This is a genomic window from Cupriavidus sp. H39 (assembly GCF_050271075.1).
GTDB classification, from domain to species: domain Bacteria; phylum Pseudomonadota; class Gammaproteobacteria; order Burkholderiales; family Burkholderiaceae; genus Cupriavidus; species Cupriavidus necator_B.
Genome location: NZ_CP189848.1, coordinates 1,233,345 through 1,253,307 on the forward strand (window position 1 = coordinate 1,233,345; position 19,963 = coordinate 1,253,307).

General features: G+C 65.9%; 15 protein-coding genes and 1 riboswitch. Of the genes, 4 read left to right on the top strand and 11 right to left on the bottom strand.

Going from position 1 to position 19,963, the window contains the following annotated elements; translation table 11 throughout:
• Window positions 1-77 precede the first annotated feature (77 nt).
• Window positions 78-2,789, bottom strand: a complete 2,712-nt coding sequence (gene pepN / locus ACOCMH_RS21170) for an aminopeptidase N (protein WP_427312867.1) — start codon at window positions 2,787-2,789, stop codon at window positions 78-80.
• Between the two features lie 284 nt (window positions 2,790-3,073).
• Between pepN and ACOCMH_RS21175 the strand changes: the two genes are divergently transcribed.
• On the top strand, window positions 3,074-3,688 hold the full coding sequence (locus ACOCMH_RS21175) for a DUF4136 domain-containing protein (protein ID WP_427313337.1): 615 nt from the start codon (window positions 3,074-3,076) through the stop codon (window positions 3,686-3,688).
• A gap of 328 nt (window positions 3,689-4,016) precedes the next feature.
• Window positions 4,017-6,338, top strand: coding sequence for an NADP-dependent malic enzyme (locus ACOCMH_RS21180; RefSeq protein ID WP_427312868.1), 2,322 nt, complete (start codon window positions 4,017-4,019; stop codon window positions 6,336-6,338).
• A 105-nt stretch (window positions 6,339-6,443) separates the two neighbouring features.
• On the opposite strand, the gene ACOCMH_RS21185 is transcribed toward ACOCMH_RS21180, so the two are convergent.
• From ACOCMH_RS21185 to ACOCMH_RS21210, 6 genes are all read right to left on the bottom strand, one after another.
• Entirely contained in the window at window positions 6,444-6,689 is a 246-nt protein-coding gene (locus tag ACOCMH_RS21185) for a hypothetical protein (protein WP_012352285.1), read from the bottom strand.
• A gap of 241 nt (window positions 6,690-6,930) precedes the next feature.
• Window positions 6,931-7,998, bottom strand: a complete 1,068-nt coding sequence (locus ACOCMH_RS21190; RefSeq protein ID WP_427312869.1) for a porin — start codon at window positions 7,996-7,998, stop codon at window positions 6,931-6,933.
• A 179-nt stretch (window positions 7,999-8,177) separates the two neighbouring features.
• Window positions 8,178-8,696, bottom strand: a complete 519-nt coding sequence (uraD, locus tag ACOCMH_RS21195; RefSeq protein WP_427312870.1) for a 2-oxo-4-hydroxy-4-carboxy-5-ureidoimidazoline decarboxylase — start codon at window positions 8,694-8,696, stop codon at window positions 8,178-8,180.
• The gene (gene puuE, locus ACOCMH_RS21200) at window positions 8,693-9,643 is read right to left on the bottom strand and encodes an allantoinase PuuE (RefSeq protein WP_427312871.1); all 951 of its coding nucleotides are present in this window, start codon (window positions 9,641-9,643) and stop codon (window positions 8,693-8,695) included. The genes uraD and puuE overlap by 4 nt, the downstream gene beginning before the upstream one ends.
• 155 nt (window positions 9,644-9,798) lie before the next feature.
• Complete coding sequence (locus ACOCMH_RS21205; RefSeq protein WP_427312872.1) at window positions 9,799-11,205, bottom strand: nucleobase:cation symporter-2 family protein; 1,407 nt, start codon at window positions 11,203-11,205, stop codon at window positions 9,799-9,801.
• A gap of 177 nt (window positions 11,206-11,382) precedes the next feature.
• Entirely contained in the window at window positions 11,383-12,150 is a 768-nt protein-coding gene (locus tag ACOCMH_RS21210; protein WP_427312873.1) for a GntR family transcriptional regulator, read from the bottom strand.
• A 298-nt stretch (window positions 12,151-12,448) separates the two neighbouring features.
• Between ACOCMH_RS21210 and uraH the strand changes: the two genes are divergently transcribed.
• Both uraH and ACOCMH_RS21220 read left to right on the top strand, forming a co-directional pair.
• Window positions 12,449-12,802 carry a hydroxyisourate hydrolase gene (gene uraH, locus ACOCMH_RS21215; RefSeq protein WP_427312874.1) on the top strand — a complete coding sequence of 118 codons (354 nt, stop codon included), beginning with the start codon at window positions 12,449-12,451 and terminating at the stop codon, window positions 12,800-12,802.
• A 31-nt stretch (window positions 12,803-12,833) separates the two neighbouring features.
• Window positions 12,834-14,048, top strand: coding sequence for a urate hydroxylase PuuD (locus tag ACOCMH_RS21220; protein WP_427312875.1), 1,215 nt, complete (start codon window positions 12,834-12,836; stop codon window positions 14,046-14,048).
• A 612-nt stretch (window positions 14,049-14,660) separates the two neighbouring features.
• Here the strand turns inward: ACOCMH_RS21220 and ACOCMH_RS21225 are convergent.
• The 4 genes from ACOCMH_RS21225 to guaD form a co-directional block, all read right to left on the bottom strand.
• Window positions 14,661-15,920, bottom strand: a complete 1,260-nt coding sequence (locus tag ACOCMH_RS21225) for an IS256 family transposase (RefSeq protein WP_427312876.1) — start codon at window positions 15,918-15,920, stop codon at window positions 14,661-14,663.
• Window positions 15,921-16,339: 419 nt separating this feature from the next.
• The gene (locus ACOCMH_RS21230) at window positions 16,340-16,915 is read right to left on the bottom strand and encodes a TMEM165/GDT1 family protein (protein WP_427312877.1); all 576 of its coding nucleotides are present in this window, start codon (window positions 16,913-16,915) and stop codon (window positions 16,340-16,342) included.
• A 20-nt stretch (window positions 16,916-16,935) separates the two neighbouring features.
• Window positions 16,936-17,177: riboswitch (yybP-ykoY riboswitch) on the bottom strand.
• A 49-nt stretch (window positions 17,178-17,226) separates the two neighbouring features.
• Window positions 17,227-18,390, bottom strand: coding sequence for a fatty acid desaturase (locus ACOCMH_RS21235; RefSeq protein ID WP_427312878.1), 1,164 nt, complete (start codon window positions 18,388-18,390; stop codon window positions 17,227-17,229).
• A 187-nt stretch (window positions 18,391-18,577) separates the two neighbouring features.
• Window positions 18,578-19,900 (bottom strand): guanine deaminase, encoded by a 1,323-nt coding sequence (guaD, locus tag ACOCMH_RS21240; protein WP_427312879.1) that lies wholly within the window; start codon window positions 19,898-19,900, stop codon window positions 18,578-18,580.
• Window positions 19,901-19,963 lie beyond the last annotated feature (63 nt).

Consider the following 19,963-nt stretch of genomic DNA (forward strand, 5'->3'; position numbering starts at 1 on the left):
CTTGGATGGCCGCAATTCTACATGCCCGGCCACGCCGGGCCGGGCAGCGGGGGCGCGGCGTGTGCCGCAGGTGGCGCTCAGCCGGCCAGCGCCTTGCCGACGATCTCGCGTACGTCGCGCGACAGCGTGCTGCTGGCGGCCACGCGTTCCAGCTCGGCGCGCATGCGGTCGCGCAGCGTCAGTTCATACTTCTGCCAGCGGTCCATCACGCGCGCCAGGCGCGCCGCCACCTGCGGGTTGATGGCGTCCAGCGCCAGCACCTGGTCGGCCCAGAAGCGGTAGCCCGAGCCATCCTCGGCATGGAACTGCGCCGGATTGCCGGAGCAGAAGCTGAAGATCAGCGAACGCGCGCGGTTGGGGTTGCGCAGGTTGAAGGCGGGATGCTCCATCAGCGCGCGCACGGTGTCGATGGTGCGCTTGCCGGCGTGCGGGCCGCCCGGCTGTGGGCCGACGCTGCCGCGCTGCATGCCCTGCAGCGAGAACCACTTGTCGATCACCAGCGCGTCGTCTTCGAAGCGTTCGTAGAAGTCCGCCAGCGCGTGCTCGCGGCCCGGGGCGAAGCTGTTGACCAGCGCCGACAGCGCGGCGAAGCGGTCGGTCATGTTGTCGGCGTTCTGGTATTGCTGGTCCGCCAGCGCCTGCATGTCGGCATCGCCGCTGTCGGCGAGGTAGCCGAGCGCGAGGTTGCGCAGCGCGCGCTTCGCCGCCGAGGCGGCATCGGGCGAGTACGGGCCCGGCGTGGCATTGGCTTCGTAGGCGGCGAGCCAGTCGGCCCGCAGCGCGCGCGCCAGGCCTTCGCGCATGAACTGGCGGGCGCGGTGGATGGCGGCGGGATCGGCCACGCCCATGCGCTCGGCCAGGTAGGCCTCGGCGGGCAGCACCAGCGCCTGCTCGCGGAAGGCGGGGTTGAGCGTATCGTCGGTCAGCACCGCGCGCATGGCCTGCACCAGCGCGGGGTCGAGCTTGAGTTCGCGCCCGGCCTGCACGTCGGCCACCAGTTGCAGCAGCGCGCGCGTGGCCAGGCGCTGCCCGGCTTCCCAGCGGTTGAACGCGTCGCTGTCGTGCGACAGCTGGAAGGTCAGCTGCGCGTCGGTGTATTCGGCATCGACGATCACCGGCGCGGAGAAGTTGCGCAGCAGCGAGGGCAGCGGCGCATCGGCGCCGCGCGGCAGGTTGATAAAGCGGAAGCTTTGCTCGGCCTGCGTGAAGTCGAGCACGCGCGTGGTCGCGCCGGGCGCGCTTTCGCCTTCGAGCTGCAGCGGCAGGTCCTTGCCGTCGGCGCCCAGCAGGCCCAGCGCGAACGGGATATGGAAGGGCTGTTTCTCGGGCGTGCCGGCGCGGGTCTCGATGCCGACCTTGGGGCAGCGCTGCGACAGCGTCAGGGTCAGGCTGCCGTCGTCGCCGTTCCACGCGGTGCGGGCCGTGACCACCGGCGTGCCGGCCTGGCTGTACCAGAGGCCGAACTGGCTCAGGTCGCGGCCGTTGGCATCGGCCATGGCGGCGCGGAAGTCGTCGCAGGTCACGGCCTGGCCATCGTGGCGCTGGAAGTACAGGTCCATGCCCTTGCGGAAGCCGTCGCGGCCGAGCAGGGTCTGGTACATGCGCACGACTTCGGCGCCTTTCTCGTACACGGTGACGGTGTAGAAGTTGTTGATCTCTTCGTAGCTGTCGGGGCGCACCGGATGCGCCATCGGCCCGGCGTCCTCGGGAAACTGCACCTGGCGCAGCACGCGCACGTCCTCGATGCGCTTGACCGCGCGGCCCGATTCCGAGCCCATCATGTCGGCCGAGAACTCCTGGTCGCGGAACACCGTCAGCCCTTCCTTCAGCGACAGCTGGAACCAGTCCCGACAGGTCACGCGGTTGCCGGTCCAGTTGTGGAAGTACTCATGGCCGACCACCGCCTCGATATTGGCGAAGTCGGTATCGGTGGCAGTCTGCGCGTTGGCCAGCACATACTTGGTGTTGAAGATGTTCAGGCCCTTGTTTTCCATCGCGCCCATGTTGAAGTCGCCCACGGCGACGATCATGAAGCGCTCGAGGTCCAGCTCCAGCCCGAAGCGGCGCTCGTCCCAGCGGATCGAATGGATCAGCGAATCCATCGCGTGGCGGGTCTTGTCGAGGTCGCGCGGCTCGACCCACACCTGCAGCAGCTTGTCCTGGCCGGAGGCCGACTGGATCCGTTCCTCGATGCATTCCAGCTTGCCCGCGACCAGCGCGAACAGGTAGGACGGCTTGGGGAACGGGTCTTCCCACACCGCTTCGTGGCGGCCATCGGGCAGTTCGCGCTGGCTCACCAGGTTGCCGTTGGACAGCAGCACCGGATAGCCGGCGCGGTCGGCGCGCAGCGTGACGCGATAGGTCGCCATCACGTCGGGGCGGTCCAGGAAGTAGGTGATGCGGCGAAAGCCCTCGGCCTCGCACTGGGTGAAGAAGTTGCCGTTGGACACATAGAGGCCCGACAACGTGGTATTCGCCGCGGGCTGGCACGCGGTGGTGATCTCCAGCGTGCCCTGCGCCGGCAGGCCGGGCAGGGTCAGCGTGCCGCCCTCCACGGTGGCATTGGCGAAGGGCTTGCCATCCAGGCTGACGCCGGTCAGTTCGAGTTCTTCGCCGGCCAGCACCAGCGGCGCGTCGGGGGCGCCGGCCACCCGCGCGAAGCGCAGCGTGCTGGTGACCACGGTGCGCTGCGGATCGAGCTCAAGCACCAGTTCGGCGTGGTCGATGGCGAACGGCGGCGGGGTATAGTCCTTGCGATAGACGGTAACGGGCGTGTCGGTGCGCAGCATGGAGGGATCCTGTCTTCGGAAGACCGTTAGCAAAGGGGGCGGCCAGTTGCGTGAAGCAAAGCATGGCACTGAAGTCCTCATTGTAGCCAAGGGGTCGGGGCGCGGTCTGGCGGGCGCCGCACCAAGCCGCCGCGGGGAATTTCGCGCCGCTGGCGTGGTCTCAGAGACACGCAGGGTTTCCGTGGACAGAAGAGCGAGGTAGCACTATGTGGCAGCGCGCAGGCGGTGTCGGCAATGAAGGGGCGGCGGGCCGGTGGCCAGGGCTGCGCAGGGCATGGGGCGCGTTGGCGCTGCTGGCGGCGCTGCTGCTGACGGGATGCGCCAGCACCGTGACCACCGATGTCACGGCGTTCCGCCAGCCGGGTTGGCAGAACGACGCGCCGCGCACCTACAGTTTCGAGCGCAGTGCCGAGCAGGCGGCGCAGCTGGACCGGCAGACTTATGAACAGTGGCTGGCGGCGGCGCTGGCTGGCGTCGGCTTCGAGCAGGTGCCGGCCAGGCAGGCGCGCTACCTGGTCAGCATGGACTATGACGCCGCGCCGGGGCTGGTGCGCGTGGCCGAGACCGTGTACCCGGACCCGTGGTACGGCCCCTGGGGCCCGTACTGGGGACCCGGCTACTACCATCCGTGGGGCCCCTGGGGCCCGTGGGGTCCGGGCTACTGGCCGCCGCAGACGGTGGTGTACGACGTGCCGGTGACGTTCTCCAGCCTGCGGGTGTATTTCAAGGACGCGGCCAGCGGCAAGCGGGTCTACCAGGTCACGGCGCATAACCAGACCGAGAACGGCAGCCTGCCGGCCATGATGCCCTACCTGATCCGCAGCGCCTTCACCGACTTCCCGTCCGACAGCGGCCGTCCGCGCCGCGTGACGCTGGAGGTGGAAAAGAACGGCAAGTAGGCGGCCATGACCGGCGGCCCCGGGGCCGGCCGGCGCAATGCGTGCAGAGGCATGCAGGAGCATGCTTCTGCGCCACCATTGCATACCCAAGGGTAAAAGCTGTTTAACGGGAACAATCCGCGCAAAATGCGGCCTCCGGACGGGCTGTGGTGGTACTTTGCGCGGGCGCGTGGGCTAGAATAACTGCTCGATTTTTCCGGCCCAGTCTGCCGGAGTCGTCAGTTTCGCTGCCAGAAGGTGTCCTTCGCTGCCGGCTTGTCGCGCGGGCCGGGCCGAACCATGGCGGGAGAGGGGCGCTTCCGGTCCGGGCCATTTTCCGGACGAGCCAATGAGCAGCAAGCACGGCGGTGATGCACCGCAACATGCCCCCAACAGTCCTGAAGCGCAGTTGCGCCTCGCCGCGCTGGAATACCACCGCAGCCCTACCCGGGGCAAGATCCAGGTCACCGCGACCAAGGCGCTGTCCAACCAGCGCGACCTGTCGCTGGCCTATTCGCCGGGCGTAGCCTATGCCTGCGAGGAAATCGCCAAGGATCCCGCCACCGCTGCCGAGTACACCTCGCGCGCCAACCTGGTGGCCGTGGTCACCAACGGCACCGCCGTGCTGGGCCTGGGTGACATCGGCCCGCTGGCCGGCAAGCCGGTGATGGAGGGCAAGGGCTGCCTGTTCAAGAAGTTCGCCGGCATCGACGTGTTCGACATCGAGCTCGACGCGCGCGACCCGGACCAGATCGTCGAGATCGTTGCCGCGCTGGAGCCCACGCTGGGCGGCGTGAACCTCGAAGACATCAAGGCGCCCGAGTGCTTCTACATCGAGCAGAAGCTGCGCGAGCGCATGAACATCCCCGTCTTCCATGACGACCAGCACGGCACCGCCATCATTTCGACCGCGGCGCTGCTCAATGGCCTGAAGGTGGTTGGCAAGGACGTCGCCAAGGTGAAGCTGGCCGTGTCCGGCGCCGGCGCGGCGGCGATTGCCTGCCTCGACACCATGGTCAGCCTCGGCGTGAAGCGCGAGAACATCTCGGTGGTCGATTCCAAGGGCGTGATCTATGTCGGCCGCGACGCCAACATGGAAGCCAACAAGGCCCGCTACGCGCAGGACACCTCGGCGCGCACGCTGGCCGACATCGTCAACGGCGCGGATGTGTTCCTGGGCTGCTCGACCGCCGGCGTGCTGACCGGCGAGATGGTCAAGACCATGGCCGACAAGCCGATCATCCTGGCCCTGGCCAACCCCGAGCCGGAAATCCGCCCGGAAGTGGCCAAGGCCGCGCGCCCGGACTGCATCATCGCCACTGGCCGTTCGGACTACCCGAACCAGGTCAACAACGTGCTTTGCTTCCCGTATATCTTCCGCGGCGCGCTCGATTGCGGCGCGACCAAGATCACGGAAGCGATGAAGCTGGCCTGCGTGAAGGCGATCGCCGAGCTGGCCGAAGCCGAGCTCAACGATGCCGTCGCCGCGGCCTACGGTGGCCGCGAGCTGAAGTTCGGCCCCGACTACATCATCCCGACGCCGTTCGACCAGCGCCTGATCGAGAAGATCGCGCCGGCGGTGGCCAAGGCCGCCGAAGAATCCGGCGTGGCCACGCGCCCGATCCAGGACCTGGAAGCGTATCGCCAGCAGCTTTCGACCTACGTCTACCACACCGGCCTGATCATGAAGCCGGTGTTCTCGGCCGCCAAGGCCGCGCCCAAGCGCGTGGCCTATGCCGAAGGCGAGGAAGAGCGCGTGCTGCGCGCGGTGCAGTCGGTGGTCGACGAAGGCCTGGCCCGTCCGATCCTGATCGGCCGCCCGCACGTGATCCAGATGCGCATCGACAAGGCCGGCCTGCGCCTGAAGCCGGGCGTGGACTTCGAGCTGATCAACCCCGAGGACGATCCGCGCTACCGCGCCTACCATGAGGCCTACCACGCGCTGCGCGGCCGCGACGGCGTGACCCCGGACATGGCCAAGGTGGCGCTGCGCCGCTCCAATACGCTGATCGGTACCATGCTGATGCACATGGGCGACGCCGACGCGCTGCTGTGCGGCACGGTGGGCCGCTTCGAGGCGCACCTCGAGCACGTGCGCGACGTGATCGGGCTGGCCCCGGGCGCGCATGTGTTTGCGGCGATGAACGCGCTGATGCTGGAGAAATACACGCTGTTCATCACCGACACCTTCGTCAACGACGACCCGAGCGCGGAACAGCTGGCAGCCATTGCCCAGCTGGCCGCGGAGGAGATCGCCCGCTTCGGCCTGCAGCCGAAGGTGGCGCTGATGTCGCACTCGATGTTCGGCTCGTCGACGCGGCCGTCGGCGCGCAAGATGCGCGAGGCCGCGCAGATCCTTGCGCGCGAGGCGCCGCACCTGGAGGTGGAAGGGGAGATGCAGGGCGATGCCGCCCTGGTCGAGGACGTGCGCCGCCACTTCCTGCCGTCGACCAAGCTGGCCGGCAGCGCCAACCTGCTGGTGATGCCGACGCTGGACGCCGCCAACATTGCCTTCAACCTGCTCAAGATCACGGGCGGGCAGGGCGTGACGGTGGGCCCGATCTTGCTGGGCGCGGCCAAGCCGGTGCACATCCTGAACCCGCAGGCGACCACGCGCCGGATCGTCAACATGACGGCGGTCGCCGTGGCGGAGTGCAACGCGGTGCGCTGAACCACAGCAAAGCGCGCGCCATGCAAAAAGCCGGGTCGATGACCCGGCTTTTTTGCGTTGTTGCCCCGCCGCATCCGTGCGCTCAGGGGGCGGTTGGCGTGGTGGCTATTGCAGCACGTTGTACTGCTCGCGCATGACCACGATGATCGATTTCGCCGCGGCCAGCTGGTGGCCCAGGTTATCGACGGACTCCTGCGGGAAATCGACCTCGGCGCTCCAGTTGCATCCGGTATGGTCAGGCTGGTGCATTCGCACCGCGTGCAGCTCGCATTCGCCGCACTCGGGGTTGTTGTCGAGGCACTGGTTCAGGATGGCCATCAGTTCAGACCGGGTCTTCGCGTATCGCCGCATGTGTCACCTCGCTATCATTGGTTTTTGAGGCCTGGAACACCAATCTAGGAAGCGCGCCGGGGCCTATCCAATTGAATCCGCCTATGGAGCGGCAGTTTCTCATCCGCCGAAAGGCCGCGACTGGCGTGGCGCAGCGCAGCATTGGCGAGGCTGCATCGGGGCGCGCGATGGCCTTCGCGGCCCATGAAAAAAGCCCGCCGGAAAGGCGGGCTCCAGGGCTGCCGGTGACGCGCTCAGCGCATCAGAACTTGTGGCGCACGCCCACGCCGAAGGTATCGCCGTGCTCGATGCCGGTGATCTTGTCGTAGTAGTAGGCGGCGTACACGTCGGTGCGCTTCGACAGGTTGTAGTCGTAGGCGACGGCAAAGGTATTGCGCTTGAAGTCGCCCAGCGAGTTGTCGACCTTGCCGTAGGCATACGACGCCAGCACGTTGCCCGCGCCGATCGGCACCGACGCGCCGAACTGGCCGTCGATATGCTTGATGTCGCCGGACGGCGCGGTGGTGGCGCGGGTCTTGATGTACTGGCCCTGCGCGAACAGCTTGACCACCTTGAAGTCATAGGACAGGCCGATCTGCGCGGCGTCCTGGCGCGACAGGCCGATGTCGGACAGGTCGGTCGGCACGTTGTTGAAGCGCACCTGCTGGTAGGCTACCGTCGCGGCGAACGGGCCGTTGAAGTACAGGACGTTGCCGCCGAACTTCTGCTTGCCCGCGGCGCCCGGCTGCTCGCCGAAGCCGTAGATGAAGTTGGCGGTCAGGCCGCCGAAGTTCGGCGTGCTGTACACCACGGAGTTGTTCCAGCCCGAATCGCCGATGATGCCCGGATCGACGACGGCACCGCTGGTCGCGCCGAAATAGGTGTGGAAGATGGTCGGCGAGAACACGTACGAGTCGACCAGCGGGTTGAACAGGATGGTCGAGATGAAGTACGGCGTGGTGTTGCGGCCCAGCTTGATGGTGCCGGCCTTGTCGTTCTGCAGGCCGACATAGGCGTTGCGGCTGAACATCGAGTCGCCGTTGAAGCGGCCGCTGCTGCCGCTGTCGGTGCGGAAGAAGCCGTTCAGGTCGAAGATGGCCTTGGTGCCGCCGCCCAGGTCTTCGGTGCCCTTGATGCCCCAGTAAGACGTCTGCATGCCGCCCGAATTGGCCCCCCATGCGCGCTCGCCCGAGCCCGGGCTCTTCACGCCGCCGACGAACATGTCAGCCTGGCCGTACAGCGTGACGCTGGACTGGGCCATGGCCGCGCCGGAAAAAAGGGTAGCCGCTACCGCCGCCAGCTTCAGGGCCGGCTTGTACTGCTTCTGCATTGTTAGACCTCCGTGGTTTTGATCCTGCTTGGAACGTTGTGTACTGGGTCCCTGTCGGGTTCTTTTAATGTCTTTGTGCTTTTATTCGTGCCGCCTGGCCTGGGCTCGGTGTGGTGATGCATGGGGGCCGGCGGCATCGGGGTACAGCGTTTTTTGTTATACAGGTGACGCTTTTTTTCTCAGGCGGATACTAAGTCGTCAAGACGGAACTGCGCAATGCGGTGGATCTGGCTGATGCAAGTTTGCAACTCTTGCTGCGGCGTGTTTTCCAGGCGGCGCGCGAACTCCGCGATGATGCCGTGGCGGTCGTAGCCACGCACCGCCAGGATGAACGGAAAGCCGAACTTCTGGTTGTACGCCGCGTTGAGCGACTGCAGGCGGTCGAATTCCTCGGGCGTGCACAGGTTCAGGCCGGCACCGCTCTGTTCGCGCGTGGATTCGGCGGTCAGCTCGCCGCGCACCGCGGCCTTGCCGGCCAGTTCCGGGTGGGCGCGCACCAGCTTGAGCTGGGCCGCTTCGCCGGCTTCATCGACCGCCTGGCGCAGCGCCTGCGCCAGCGCGGCGCCGTCGGCAAAGGGCCGTTGCGCGGCGGCGGCCTCGGCAAACCACGGCGAATGTTCGTAGATGCCGCCCAGCACCTGCACGAATTCCGTGACCGGCATGGTGTTGAGTTGGGCGATGGTGTAGGTCTGGCTCATGCTTGGTTCCGGGGAGTGTAGGGGTGGGTTTCGGCCCAGTGGCGGGCGATGTCGACACGGCGGCAGATCCACACCTTGTCGTGCCCCTGCACGTAGTCCAGAAAGCGCTGCAGCGCGCGGAAGCGGCCGGGGCGGCCGAGCAGGCGGCAATGCATGCCGATCGACAGCATCTTGGGGCTGTCCTGGCCGGCCGGGTCGCCTTCGTCGTACAAGACGTCGAACGCATCCTTCAGGTACTGGAAGAACTGTTCGCCGGTGTTGAAGCCCTGCGGCGTGGCAAAGCGCATGTCGTTGGAGTCGAGCGTGTACGGCACTACCAGGTGCGGCTTTTTCTCGCCGCCGGTGACTTCCACTTCGGTCCAGAAGGGCAGGTCGTCGCCGTAGTAGTCGGAGTCATATAGCAAGCCGCCGTGCTCGACCACCAGGCGGCGCGTGTTGGGGCTGTCGCGGCCGGTGTACCAGCCCAGCGGCAGCTCGCCGGTGAGCTCCTTGATGATCTGCATGCCGATGCGCATGTGCTCGCGCTCGGTGGCTTCGTCGATGTTCTGGTAGTGGATCCAGCGCCAGCCGTGGCAGGCGATCTCGTGGCCGAGCTCGACAAAGGCGCGCGTCAGCTCCGGATGGCGCTGCAGCGCCATCGACACGCCGAAGATGGTCAGCGGCAGGCCGCGCTTTTCGAACTCGCGCAGGAGGCGCCAGACGCCGGCGCGCGAGCCGTATTCGTAGATGCCCTCCATGCTCATGTGGCGGTCGGGATAGGCCGCGGCCCCGACGATCTCGGAGAGGAACTGCTCGGAGGCGGCGTCGCCGTGCAGCACGCAGTTCTCGCCGCCTTCTTCGTAGTTGAGGACGAACTGCAGCGCCACGCGCGCACCGCCCGGCCAGCGGGCGTGCGGCGGGCGGGCGCCGTAACCGATGAGATCGCGTGGATAGTTATCGTTGGTCATGTGTCGTTGCTTGCTTCAGGAAAACCACCCGGCACCGCCGTCCCGCCGCAGGCGCCGAACGTCATGCAATGAGCATGCCAGTCGTGCCGGCGGCAGCGCCGGTCTGCTTCAGGGCCGGATCCTTCCAGGCCGGCCCTGCCTTGCCGGTACTTCGATTACTCGGTGCCGTGCGAGTTGGCCGCGGCGTTGCGCATGGCCTCTTCGCGCGACTGGATGCCGTTGTAGAACAGGTTCAGCGCCACGGCCACGATCGTGCCGAGCACGATGCCGCTGTGCGTGAACGGGCTGGTCCACTTGGGCAGGTACTGGAAGAACGTCGGCGCCAGCGTCGGGATCATGCCGAAGCCGATCGAGATGGCGACGATGAACAGGTTGTGGCGGTTGCGGTTGAAATCGCACGAGCCCAGGATGCGGATGCCGGTGGCGGCCACCATGCCGAACATCACGATGCCGGCGCCGCCCAGCACGAACTGAGGCACCGAGGCCACCACGTGGGCCATCTTGGGGAACAGGCCGAAGGCGATCAGGATGATGCCGCCGGCCGCCGCCACATAGCGCGAACGCACGCCGGTCACCGTGACCAGGCCCACGTTCTGCGAGAACGAGGTGTAAGGGAAGGTGTTGAAGACGCCGCCGATCACCGTGCCCAGGCCGTCGGCGCGCAGGCCGCGGGTCAGGTCCTCGTTGCTCAGCTTCTTGCCGGTGATGTCCGACAGCGCCAGGAACATGCCGGTCGACTCCACCAGCGTGATCAGCATGACGATGCACATCGACAGGATCGCGGTCACTTCGAAGGTTGGCATGCCGAAGTGCAGCGGCGTGATGACGGCGACGAAGCTGGCTTCATCGAGGCCTTCGAACGACACCTTGCCCATCGCCATCGCCAGCAGCGTGCCGGCGATAATGCCCAGCAGCACCGCGCAGTTGGCCACCAGGCCGCGGCCATACTTGGTCAGCAGCAGGATGATGACCAGCGTCAGGGCGGCGATGCCAAGGTTGCCCAGGTCGCCATAGGCGAGGTTGGGAACTTCCTTGGCGACGCCGTCGATGACAGCGCGCGTGGTGGGCTGGCCGCCGGCCGACCAGTTGATGGCCACGCGCATCAGCGACACGCCGATCAGCGTGATCACGGTGCCGGTCACCACCGGCGGGAACAAGCCGAGCATGCGTCCCATCATCGGCGAGATCAGGATGCCGAAGATCCCTGACGCAATCACCGCGCCGTAGATGCCGAGCAGGCCGACATTGGGATCGGTGCCGATGGCGATCATCGGCGCCACCGAGGCGAACGTCACGCCCATCATCACCGGCAGGCGGATGCCGAATTTCCAGAAGCCGATGGCCTGGATCAGCGTGGCCAGGCCGGCGGCGAACAGGTCGGCGTTGATCAGGAACGCCAGCTGGTCCTTGGGCAGCTTGAGCGCGCCACCCACGATCAGGGGCACGGCGACCGTGCCGGCGTACATCACCAGAACGTGCTGCAACCCGAGCGCGAGCAGGCGCCCGGAAGGCAAACGCTCGTTGGTGAGGTCCGTCGGGACCGTGGTGCTTGCGGAATTCATTGGTGCGTCTCCTCTCCTTTGGTTTGATGGGAACGCCGCTGTCCTGGCCTCGGTCCTGGATCCCGGTGGGGCTCCGGACCGTTATCTGCCTGTGGTCTCAGCACTCTCGTTTGTCTGCCGGGTGCTGTTTTGCCGCCAGGTCTGGCCTTGCATGGGGGGCAGGGCGGGAACACCGTGCTAGGTGGAGCGGCCTAGTACGCTGCGAAGATCGAAGTTGCCCGGTTCGTCCGGCTGCACGCGGTCGGCGCAGGCGCCGAGGTGGTGCGCCATGCGCGACTGGGCCAGTGCGGCATTGCCCTGTTCCAGGGCATCGAGGATCTCTTCATGTTCGTCGAACGAGCAGGCATTGTTGCCCGGCGCTTCCACGCTGGCGATCATCAGCGTGGTGCGCGACACCAGCCGGCGCATCATGTTGACCAGCAGCGCGTTGCCCGACAGTTCCGCCAGCGCGGTGTGGAATTCGGCGGACAGGCGGATCCATTTGGGGCGATCGTGCGTCAGGAAGGCCTGGCGCTCGCTGGCCACCATCTGGCGCAGCGGCGCGATCACGGCCTTGACGTCAGGCATGCCGGCCAGTTTTTCGAGCACCGCGCGTTCCAGCATCTGGCGCAGCTCGAACATGTCGTGCGCTTCGTCGGTGGACGGGCTGGCGATAAAGGCGCCGCGGTTGGGCTCGAGGTCGACCATGCCGTCCGCGGCCAGGTGCGATAGCACCTTGCGCACGGTGTGGCGCGCGGTGGCATAGATCTCGCAAAGCGAATGCTCGGTCAGCTTGGTGCGCGGCGGCAGCCGGTGCTCCATGATCGCGTCGTAGATCTCGTGGTACATGCGCTCTTCCACCGAGCCCTTGCGCGCGGGCTTGGTGGGCTTGCCCGGGATCTCGGTGGGGTCCGCGTCGGCCTTGGTCTCGGCGTTGGCGGCAATCAGCTTCAGGCTCTTGGACATCGTGGCACCAGCAGGTCAGGCAGGGCACCGTGAATCCTGGATATCAGGGTACGGTGATCCAAAAATTGTTGACAATTATTTGGTTACGGCCTCAATATTGTCAACAAAACCGACTCAGGTTTTCGACAACTCAGGGAAATTCCTGAATTGCCAACGGGGAAGTGCAGGCGCATTGTCGCCACGCACCCAACCAGCGCCGGGATGCGTTACCAGACGTACCGAGCGGGCACCATCGCACACATGGTGCTAGTGAAGGCAGCGGCGCCCCTCACAACCCAATCGCAAAAGGACCAATACGATGGGACGCTTGACCACCCATGTTCTCGACACCGCTGCCGGCACGCCCGGCCAGGGCATGTCGATTACTCTCCATAAAATTGTCGACAATCGTCGCGAAACCCTCAAGACCGTCGTCACCAACCACGACGGCCGCTGCGACCAGCCGCTGCTGGAAGGCGCCGATCTTGCCGCGGGCGTGTACGAACTGGAATTCGCCGCCGGCGATTACTTCCGCGCGCAGGGCGTGAAGATGCCCGAGCCGGCCTTCCTGGACGTGGTGCCGCTGCGCTTCGGCATTGCCGATGTCAACGCGCACTATCACGTGCCCCTCCTGGTTTCGCCCTGGTCGTACTCGACCTACCGTGGCAGCTGAAGCGGTGGCATAGGGAAACAGGAGACAAGACATGGAAGGCTATATTCTCGACTGGGCCAATATGCTGCTGCGGTGGGTGCACGTCATCACCGCCATCGCGTGGATCGGCTCTTCGTTCTATTTCGTGTGGCTGGACAACAGCCTGACCAAGCCCACCGCGCCCGACCTGAAGGACAAGGGTGTCGACGGCGAATTGTGGGCGGTGCACGGCGGCGGCTTCTACAACCCGCAGAAGTACCTGACCGCGCCCAAGTCGCTGCCGGAGAACCTGCACTGGTTCTACTGGGAGTCGTATTCGACCTGGATGAGCGGCTTCGCGCTGCTGGTGGTGCTGTACCTGTTCAACGCCAGCACGTTCCTGATCGACAAGAACGTGTTCGACATGTCGCCCGGCGCGGCGGTCGGCTTCGCGGTGTCGTACCTGCTGATCGGCTGGATCGTCTATGACGGCATCTGCCGCCTGTTCAACAAGAATGACCGCTTGGTCGGCATCCTGGTGGCGATCTATATCGCCGCGGCGGCCTACGTTGCGTGCCATATCTTCTCGGGCCGCGCGGCGTTCCTGCTGACCGGCGCGATGATCGCGACGATCATGAGCGCCAACGTGCTGGCATGGATCATCCCGGGCCAGCGCAAGGTGGTGGCGGCACTGAAGGCCGGCCAGCCGGTGGACCCGATCCACGGCAAGCGCGGCAAGCAGCGCAGCGTGCACAACACCTACTTCACGCTGCCGGTGCTGTTCGCGATGCTGTCGAACCACTACAGCATGACGTACGCCCACAAGTACAACTGGGTGGTGCTGATCCTGATCATGCTGTCGGGCGTGCTGATCCGCCAGTTCTTCATCCTCAAGCACAAGGGCAAGATCAACGTGCTGTGGCCTGCCGCCGGCGTCGCCGCGCTGGCCGTGGTGGCGGTGCTGATCGCCCCGCAGCCGCGCCCGGCGGTGGCTAAGGCAGAAGGCGCCGACGCGGCTGCCGCGACCAGCGTGAGCTTTGCCAAGGTGCAGGAAGTGATGAACGCGCGCTGCGTGCAGTGCCACGCCGAGCAGCCGAAGATGATGCCGACCGCGGCCAAGGGCATCAAGCTCGATAGCGCCGAGGACATCAAGTCCCACGCGCAGCTGATCTACCAGCAGGCCGTGCAGCAGAAGGCGATGCCGCTGGGCAACGTGACGCAGATCACCGACGACGAACGCGCGCTGCTGGGGCAGTGGTTCGAAGGCGGGGCCAAGACGACGAATTGATCGTGGTCTGAGTTGAAAAGCATTTGGGGCCGGCTCTTGGGGAGTCTGCCCGCGAGATCCGAGCATCGGTGATCGACGGTCCGGAGGGTTGAGTGGTTGGCAACCGTTGGTACTGGACCGGCGAGGGTTTGAACGGGGCCTATGTGTCCCGTTTTTTTTTGGTTGGTGCTGGTGGTGACGTGGTGTGGGGCGTTTTTTGCGGTGGTCCCTGCTGGTGACATGCTGTCGGCTTTTGAAGCGCGTGGTTCCGCCCTGCTGGGCGGGTCACTTTTTGTCCGAGCGACAAAAAGTAACCAAAAAGCGCGTTTACTGCCCTGCGGGCGGCATGTCTTATCGTAGTGGGCGTGGGGTTTTCGTACGGGGCTTGGCTTCCTCACAAAGCTAGACTGCCTGCCGCAGGGGGTGCACGACGGTGGGTGGGGCGTTGGAGTGGGGTTTGAACGAGCCCAGAGCGGTGGGTGGTCCCTGCTGCGTACCTTATCGTGGGGACGCCTACGGCTGCGCTACGCGCCGGCCCAAAACAGCAAAACTGCCTCACCGGGCCTGTCAGGGTTTTTGTGTTCAGGGCAGTTAAAGGCTCACCGTCGACTTGACCGGTGAGCCAGCATTATCTCAGCGATGCGGGTGGGTGAAGCGCTCCTCATAGAGAATCGCAAACTGGTTCATGGCAGCCTTCCAGTCATGCGTTGAACTGCCCCACTTGCCGGTGATGTTGCGCAGGGCTAGCCATAGCAGCTTCGTTGCCGCTTCATCACTGGGGAAGTGTCCCCGGGTCTTGATGATCTTGCGCAGTTGCGCATTGATGCTTTCAATGGCGTTGGTCGTGTAGATGATCTTGCGGATTGCCGGCGGGAACGTAAAGAACGGGATCACCTGATCCCAGGCACGACGCCAGGATGCGGCAATGGGGGGATACTTCTTAGCCCACTCTCCCTGCTCGAAGGCCGCCAACTCGGCCAGCGCCGCCTCAACAGTGGGCGCGGTGTACACGGGCTTAAGCGCCGCCGCCACGACCCGGCGCTCTTTCCAACCGGCGTAGCCTAAGCTGTTTCGGATCAGATGCACGATGCAGGTCTGTAGCGTCGTGTGTGGGAACACCGCGTTCAGGGCCTGCTCCATGCCCTTGAGGCCATCGGTGACCGCGATCAGGATGTCCTGCGTGCCACGGGTCTTCAGGTCATTGAACACCTTCATCCAGAACTTGGCGCCTTCGGTGGTCTCTATCCACAGGCCCAGGATGTCGCGCGTGCCGTCTGGCAGCACGCCCAGGGCCAGATAGACGGCCTTGTTGCGCACCACGCCGTCCTCGCGCATCTTGACCCGCAGCGCGTCGAAGAACACCACCGGGTACATCGCCTCCAGCGGCCGGGCCTGCCAGGCGGTGACCTCGTCCATGACCGCATCGGTTACCGAGCTGATGAACTCGGGCGATACCTCGGTGCCGTACTGCTCGGCCAGGAACGCCTGGATCTCGCGCACGGTCATGCCCCGGGCGTACATGGCGATGATCTTGTCGTCGAACCCAGTGAAGCGCCGCTCGTGCTTGGGGATCAGAATTGGATCGAAATTGCCGTCGCGGTCGCGCGGAATGTCTATCCGCAGCGGGCCGTCGTCGGTCAGAAGGGTCTTGGCGCTCTTGCCATTGCGCTGGTTGACCGTGCCGGCCGGGCGCTCGGCGCCAGCCGCGTAGCCCAGGTGATGGCCGAGCTCAGCGCCCAGGGCGCGTTCGATCAGGGCCTTCTTGAACGCCATCGAAGCGTCCTGGACCGCCTCGGCAGTCATTGGGCCCTTGACGAAATGGGCAAGCAACTCCTCGGGGATGGTCGGCAACTCACGGTCGGCGGCCTGGCTCGTCTTGGTTCTGCGTGGCATACATGCTCCTTGGCGACATGTTATGCCCTAAACACAAAATTTCTGACAGGTCCTGGGCCGGCGCGTAGCGCAGCCGTAGGCGTCCCCACGATAAGGTACGCAGCAGGGACCACCCACCGCTCTGGGCTCGTTCAAACCCCACTCCAACGCCCCACCCACCGTCGTGCACCCCCTGCGGCAGGCAGTCTAGCTTTGTGAGGAAGCCAAGCCCCGTACGAAAACCCCACGCCCACTACGATAAGACATGCCGCCCGCAGGGCAGTAAACGCGCTTTTTGGTTACTTTTTGTCGCTCGGACAAAAAGTGACCCGCCCAGCAGGGCGGAACCCGGCGGTTCAACAGCCGACAGCATTTCATCAATCCTTACAAAGCGAAGTTCAACGCCCGCCAGCACATCACCACCAGCCCCAACCAAATAATCACCCCCCAACATTCACCAACACCAACACCCCCAGCACCAAAAAAATCCCCGCCGCTATCTTATGCACCAGCCCGATCGGCATCTTGTGGGCAAACTTGTCCCCCAGCAGCACCGCCGGCGCATTGGCGATCATCATGCCGAAGGTCGTGCCCATCACCACCGCCAGCACGGCATCGCTGAAGCGCGCCGCCAGCGCCACCGTGGCGATCTGGGTCTTGTCGCCCATCTCGGCAAAGAAGAAGGCGACGAGGGTGGTGCCGAGGATGCCGATGAAGCCCTTGACGGGCCTGGCCTGCTCGGCGTCGTCAAGCTTGTCGGGGATCAGCATCCATGCGGCCATCGCGATAAAGCCCAGTCCCAGGATCCAGCGCAGCAGGCTTGCGCCGACCACGTGCGTGATCCAGCCGCCGAGCGCCCCGGCAAAGCCGTGGTTGAACAGCGTGGCGACCAGGATGCCGAGAATGATGGGAAGGGGTTTGCGATAACGTGCCGCCAGAACCAGCGACAGCAACTGCGTCTTGTCGCCCATTTCAGCAAGGGCGACGATGCCTGTGGAGACGAGGAAGGCTTCCATGTTGTTATGTGGGGTAACCGGGCCGCAATGCATCGCGAGATGCCAATGACACAACCCTTTCCCGGCCCGGCCAGAAAGGGATGGTCATCGGTCTCGCCAGGCATGGACGCTGCCTGGGCCAGTTGGCCAGGCGGGTCCGAAGCTGCGTACGCCATAACCGCAAGCGGTCAAGTCTGTTGACGTACGCCCCTGTCCCCCGAAGCCCGCATTGCGCGGCGCGGTGAGAGCAGGGCGGCTACTCCCCAATGGAAGCGGCGATTATAACCGCGGCGGCGGTGGATCGTCCACCACCGCCGCGGTCGGCAAGGCGATCAGGCCGGCACCGGCGCGTTGTCGCTGGTCTGGCGGCCGCGGAAATCGGTCCAGCACAGCGCCTTGAAGTCATAGAGCTTGCAGCGCCGCGCGGTGTCGAAGTACCAGCGCCACGAGAAGTTCTCGATGATGATGCGGCCCGGCAGCGCGTGTTCCAGCAGCGCCTGCGCGCGCTTGAGGCGGTACAGCGGCACACTCATGTCGACGTGGTGCGCGGTGTGTTCCATGATGTGGTGCAGCGCCGCGCCGATGCCGTGGCGGAAGCGCAGGTGCACGGTGGTGGAAACGAACGGCTGGGCTTTCGCCCACATCGCCTTGGTGTCGTACCAGGCGACGCTGGTGTGGGTGTGGTGGACGTACAGCACGAAGCCGACGGTGACGTTCCACACCAGGAAGGGCAGCACGAAGCCGGCGCCGATCAGCATCCAAACCGACTGCTCCGTGGCCAGCGCCAGGCCCGCCAGCGCGCCGATCCATGCCAGCCCGAACGCGGCCACCAGCACGCAGTCGCCGGTGAAAACAGCGCGGCGCGTCGCCATCTGGCGCTTGCTGGGGAAGAACAGCTTGCACCACCAGATCTCGACCAGGTAATACAGGCCCGGGCCAAAGCCGGTGCGGTAGATGCGCTCCATCACGCGGCGCCAGCGCGGCAGCGCGTTGAATTCTTCGAGCGAGTAGGGCGCCCAGACGAAGTCGAAGCCCTTGAGGTTGGTGTAGCCGTGGTGCACCACGTTGTGGCCGACCTCCCACAGGCTGTACGGCGTCAGCGACGGCAGGAAGGTCAGCCGCCCCAGCCACTTGTTCAGGCCGCGGCGCGGGGTCAGGCTCTGGTGGCAGGCATCGTGGCCGATGATAAACAGGCGCGCGATCAACAGCCCCGCCAGCACGCCCAGCGCCAGCTTGGCGGCCCAGTGCGGGGCCAGCACCACGCCGGCCAGCACGGCGCCGAACAGCAGGTAGTCGAAGGCGAACAGCATCAGCGCGCGCGGCGTGCTGCGCTGGCCCAGCGGGATCAGCCAGCCGCGGATGATCTTGCGCGAGGGCAGCGGTGCGTCCGGCGCGATCGGTTCGGGCAGGGGGACGTCATGCCGTGCCTGGGGGCGCGCGCGGGCTTGCGGGGCGGCAGGCGCGGCGTGGGAATCTGCGGTGTGAGAAGCAGTCATGCAGAACCTTCTGATTGCGGTCGATGAGTATGGGTGCGCGGCAACACGAAGGCCGCGGCGGAACCGCAAGGTTAGAAGGCTTTGTCGAAGGCAGTCTTGACGGTCGTCAAGCCGGTGGGATGACGGAAGCGGTAAAGGCGTGCCCGCCGCGATGGCGGCGGGCGTGTGCGCGGCGCGGTGTGATGTGTCAGGCTGCCGGGACGTTTGCCGCCTCACCCATCACATAGACGCTGTCGATCACGCGGTCGTCGCCCAGCATGGCAAAGGCGAAAAGTTCCTCTTCCAGCGTCTCCGAACGGTTGCTGCGGCGGGCGATCAGCGGCGTGGCCTTGGGATCGAGCACGATGAAGTCGGCCTCGCAGCCCTCGCTGAAGCTGCCCACGCGGCCGGTCCATCCCAGTGCCTCGGCGGCGGCGCGCGTGGCCAGGTAGAACATGCGCAGCGCGGTCAGGTAGTAGCCGCCCATGCGCGCCACCTTGTGCGCGGCGTTCATGGTGCGGAACATCGAGAACGAGGTGCCGCCGCCGACGTCGGTGGCCAGCGTCACCTTCAGGCGGTTGGCGTCGGACTGGTGGAAGTCATAGAAGCCGCTGCCCAGGAACAGGTTGGAGGTGGGGCAGTGCGCCACCGCGGCGCCGCTGTCGGCCAGCCGGCGGCGATCGTCCTGGTCCAGGTAGATGGCGTGGCCGTACATCGCGCCCGGCCGCAGCAGGCCGTAGCGGTCGTAGACGTCCAGGTAGCTGCGCGCGTCCGGGAACAGTTCGGCCACCCATTTGACCTCGTCGCGGTTCTCGGCCACGTGGGTCTGGATAAAGGCGTCCGGGTAGGCGCGCGCCAGCTCGCCGCAGGCGGCCAGTTGCGCCTCGGTCGAGGTGGGCGCGAAGCGCGGCGTGATGGCGTACGACAGGCGTCCCTTGTTATGCCAGCGCGACAGCAGGTCGGCCGAGTCGCGGGCGCCGGTCTCGGCCGTATCGCGCAGAAACTCGGGGCAGTTGCGGTCCATCATCACCTTGCCGGTGACCATGCGCAGGTTGCGCGCCTCGCTTTCGGCAAAGAGCGCGTCGGCCGAGGCCTTGTGCACCGTGCTCCAGACCACCGCGCTGGTGGTGCCGTTGCGCAGCAGTTCCTCGGTGAAGAAGCCGGCCACGCCGCGCGCGTAGTCGGGATCGGCGAAGCGGCGCTCTTCGGGGAAGGTGTAGGTGTCGAGCCAGTGCAGCAGGCCCGGCGACGGTGACGCGATCATGTCGGTCTGCGGGTAGTGCACGTGGGTGTCGATAAAGCCGGGCACGATCAGCTTGCCGCGGTGGTCGATCACCTCCGCGCCGGCCGGGATGCGCGCGGCCAGTTCCGCGTAGTCGCCTGCGGCGGCAATGCGCCCGTCGGTGACGATCAGCACCCCGTCGTCCCAATACTGATACGCGTCTTCATGGAATTGCGGATCGCGCAGGAAATGCAGCACGCGGCCGCGAATGGCGCGGGTACGGGAGTCAGTGGTGGGGTGGGTCGTCATGGTTTGTCTCTCGTCGCCGGCCCGCGCGGCACCGCGGGGGTGCAAGCAGCAGGCCGGGCTATT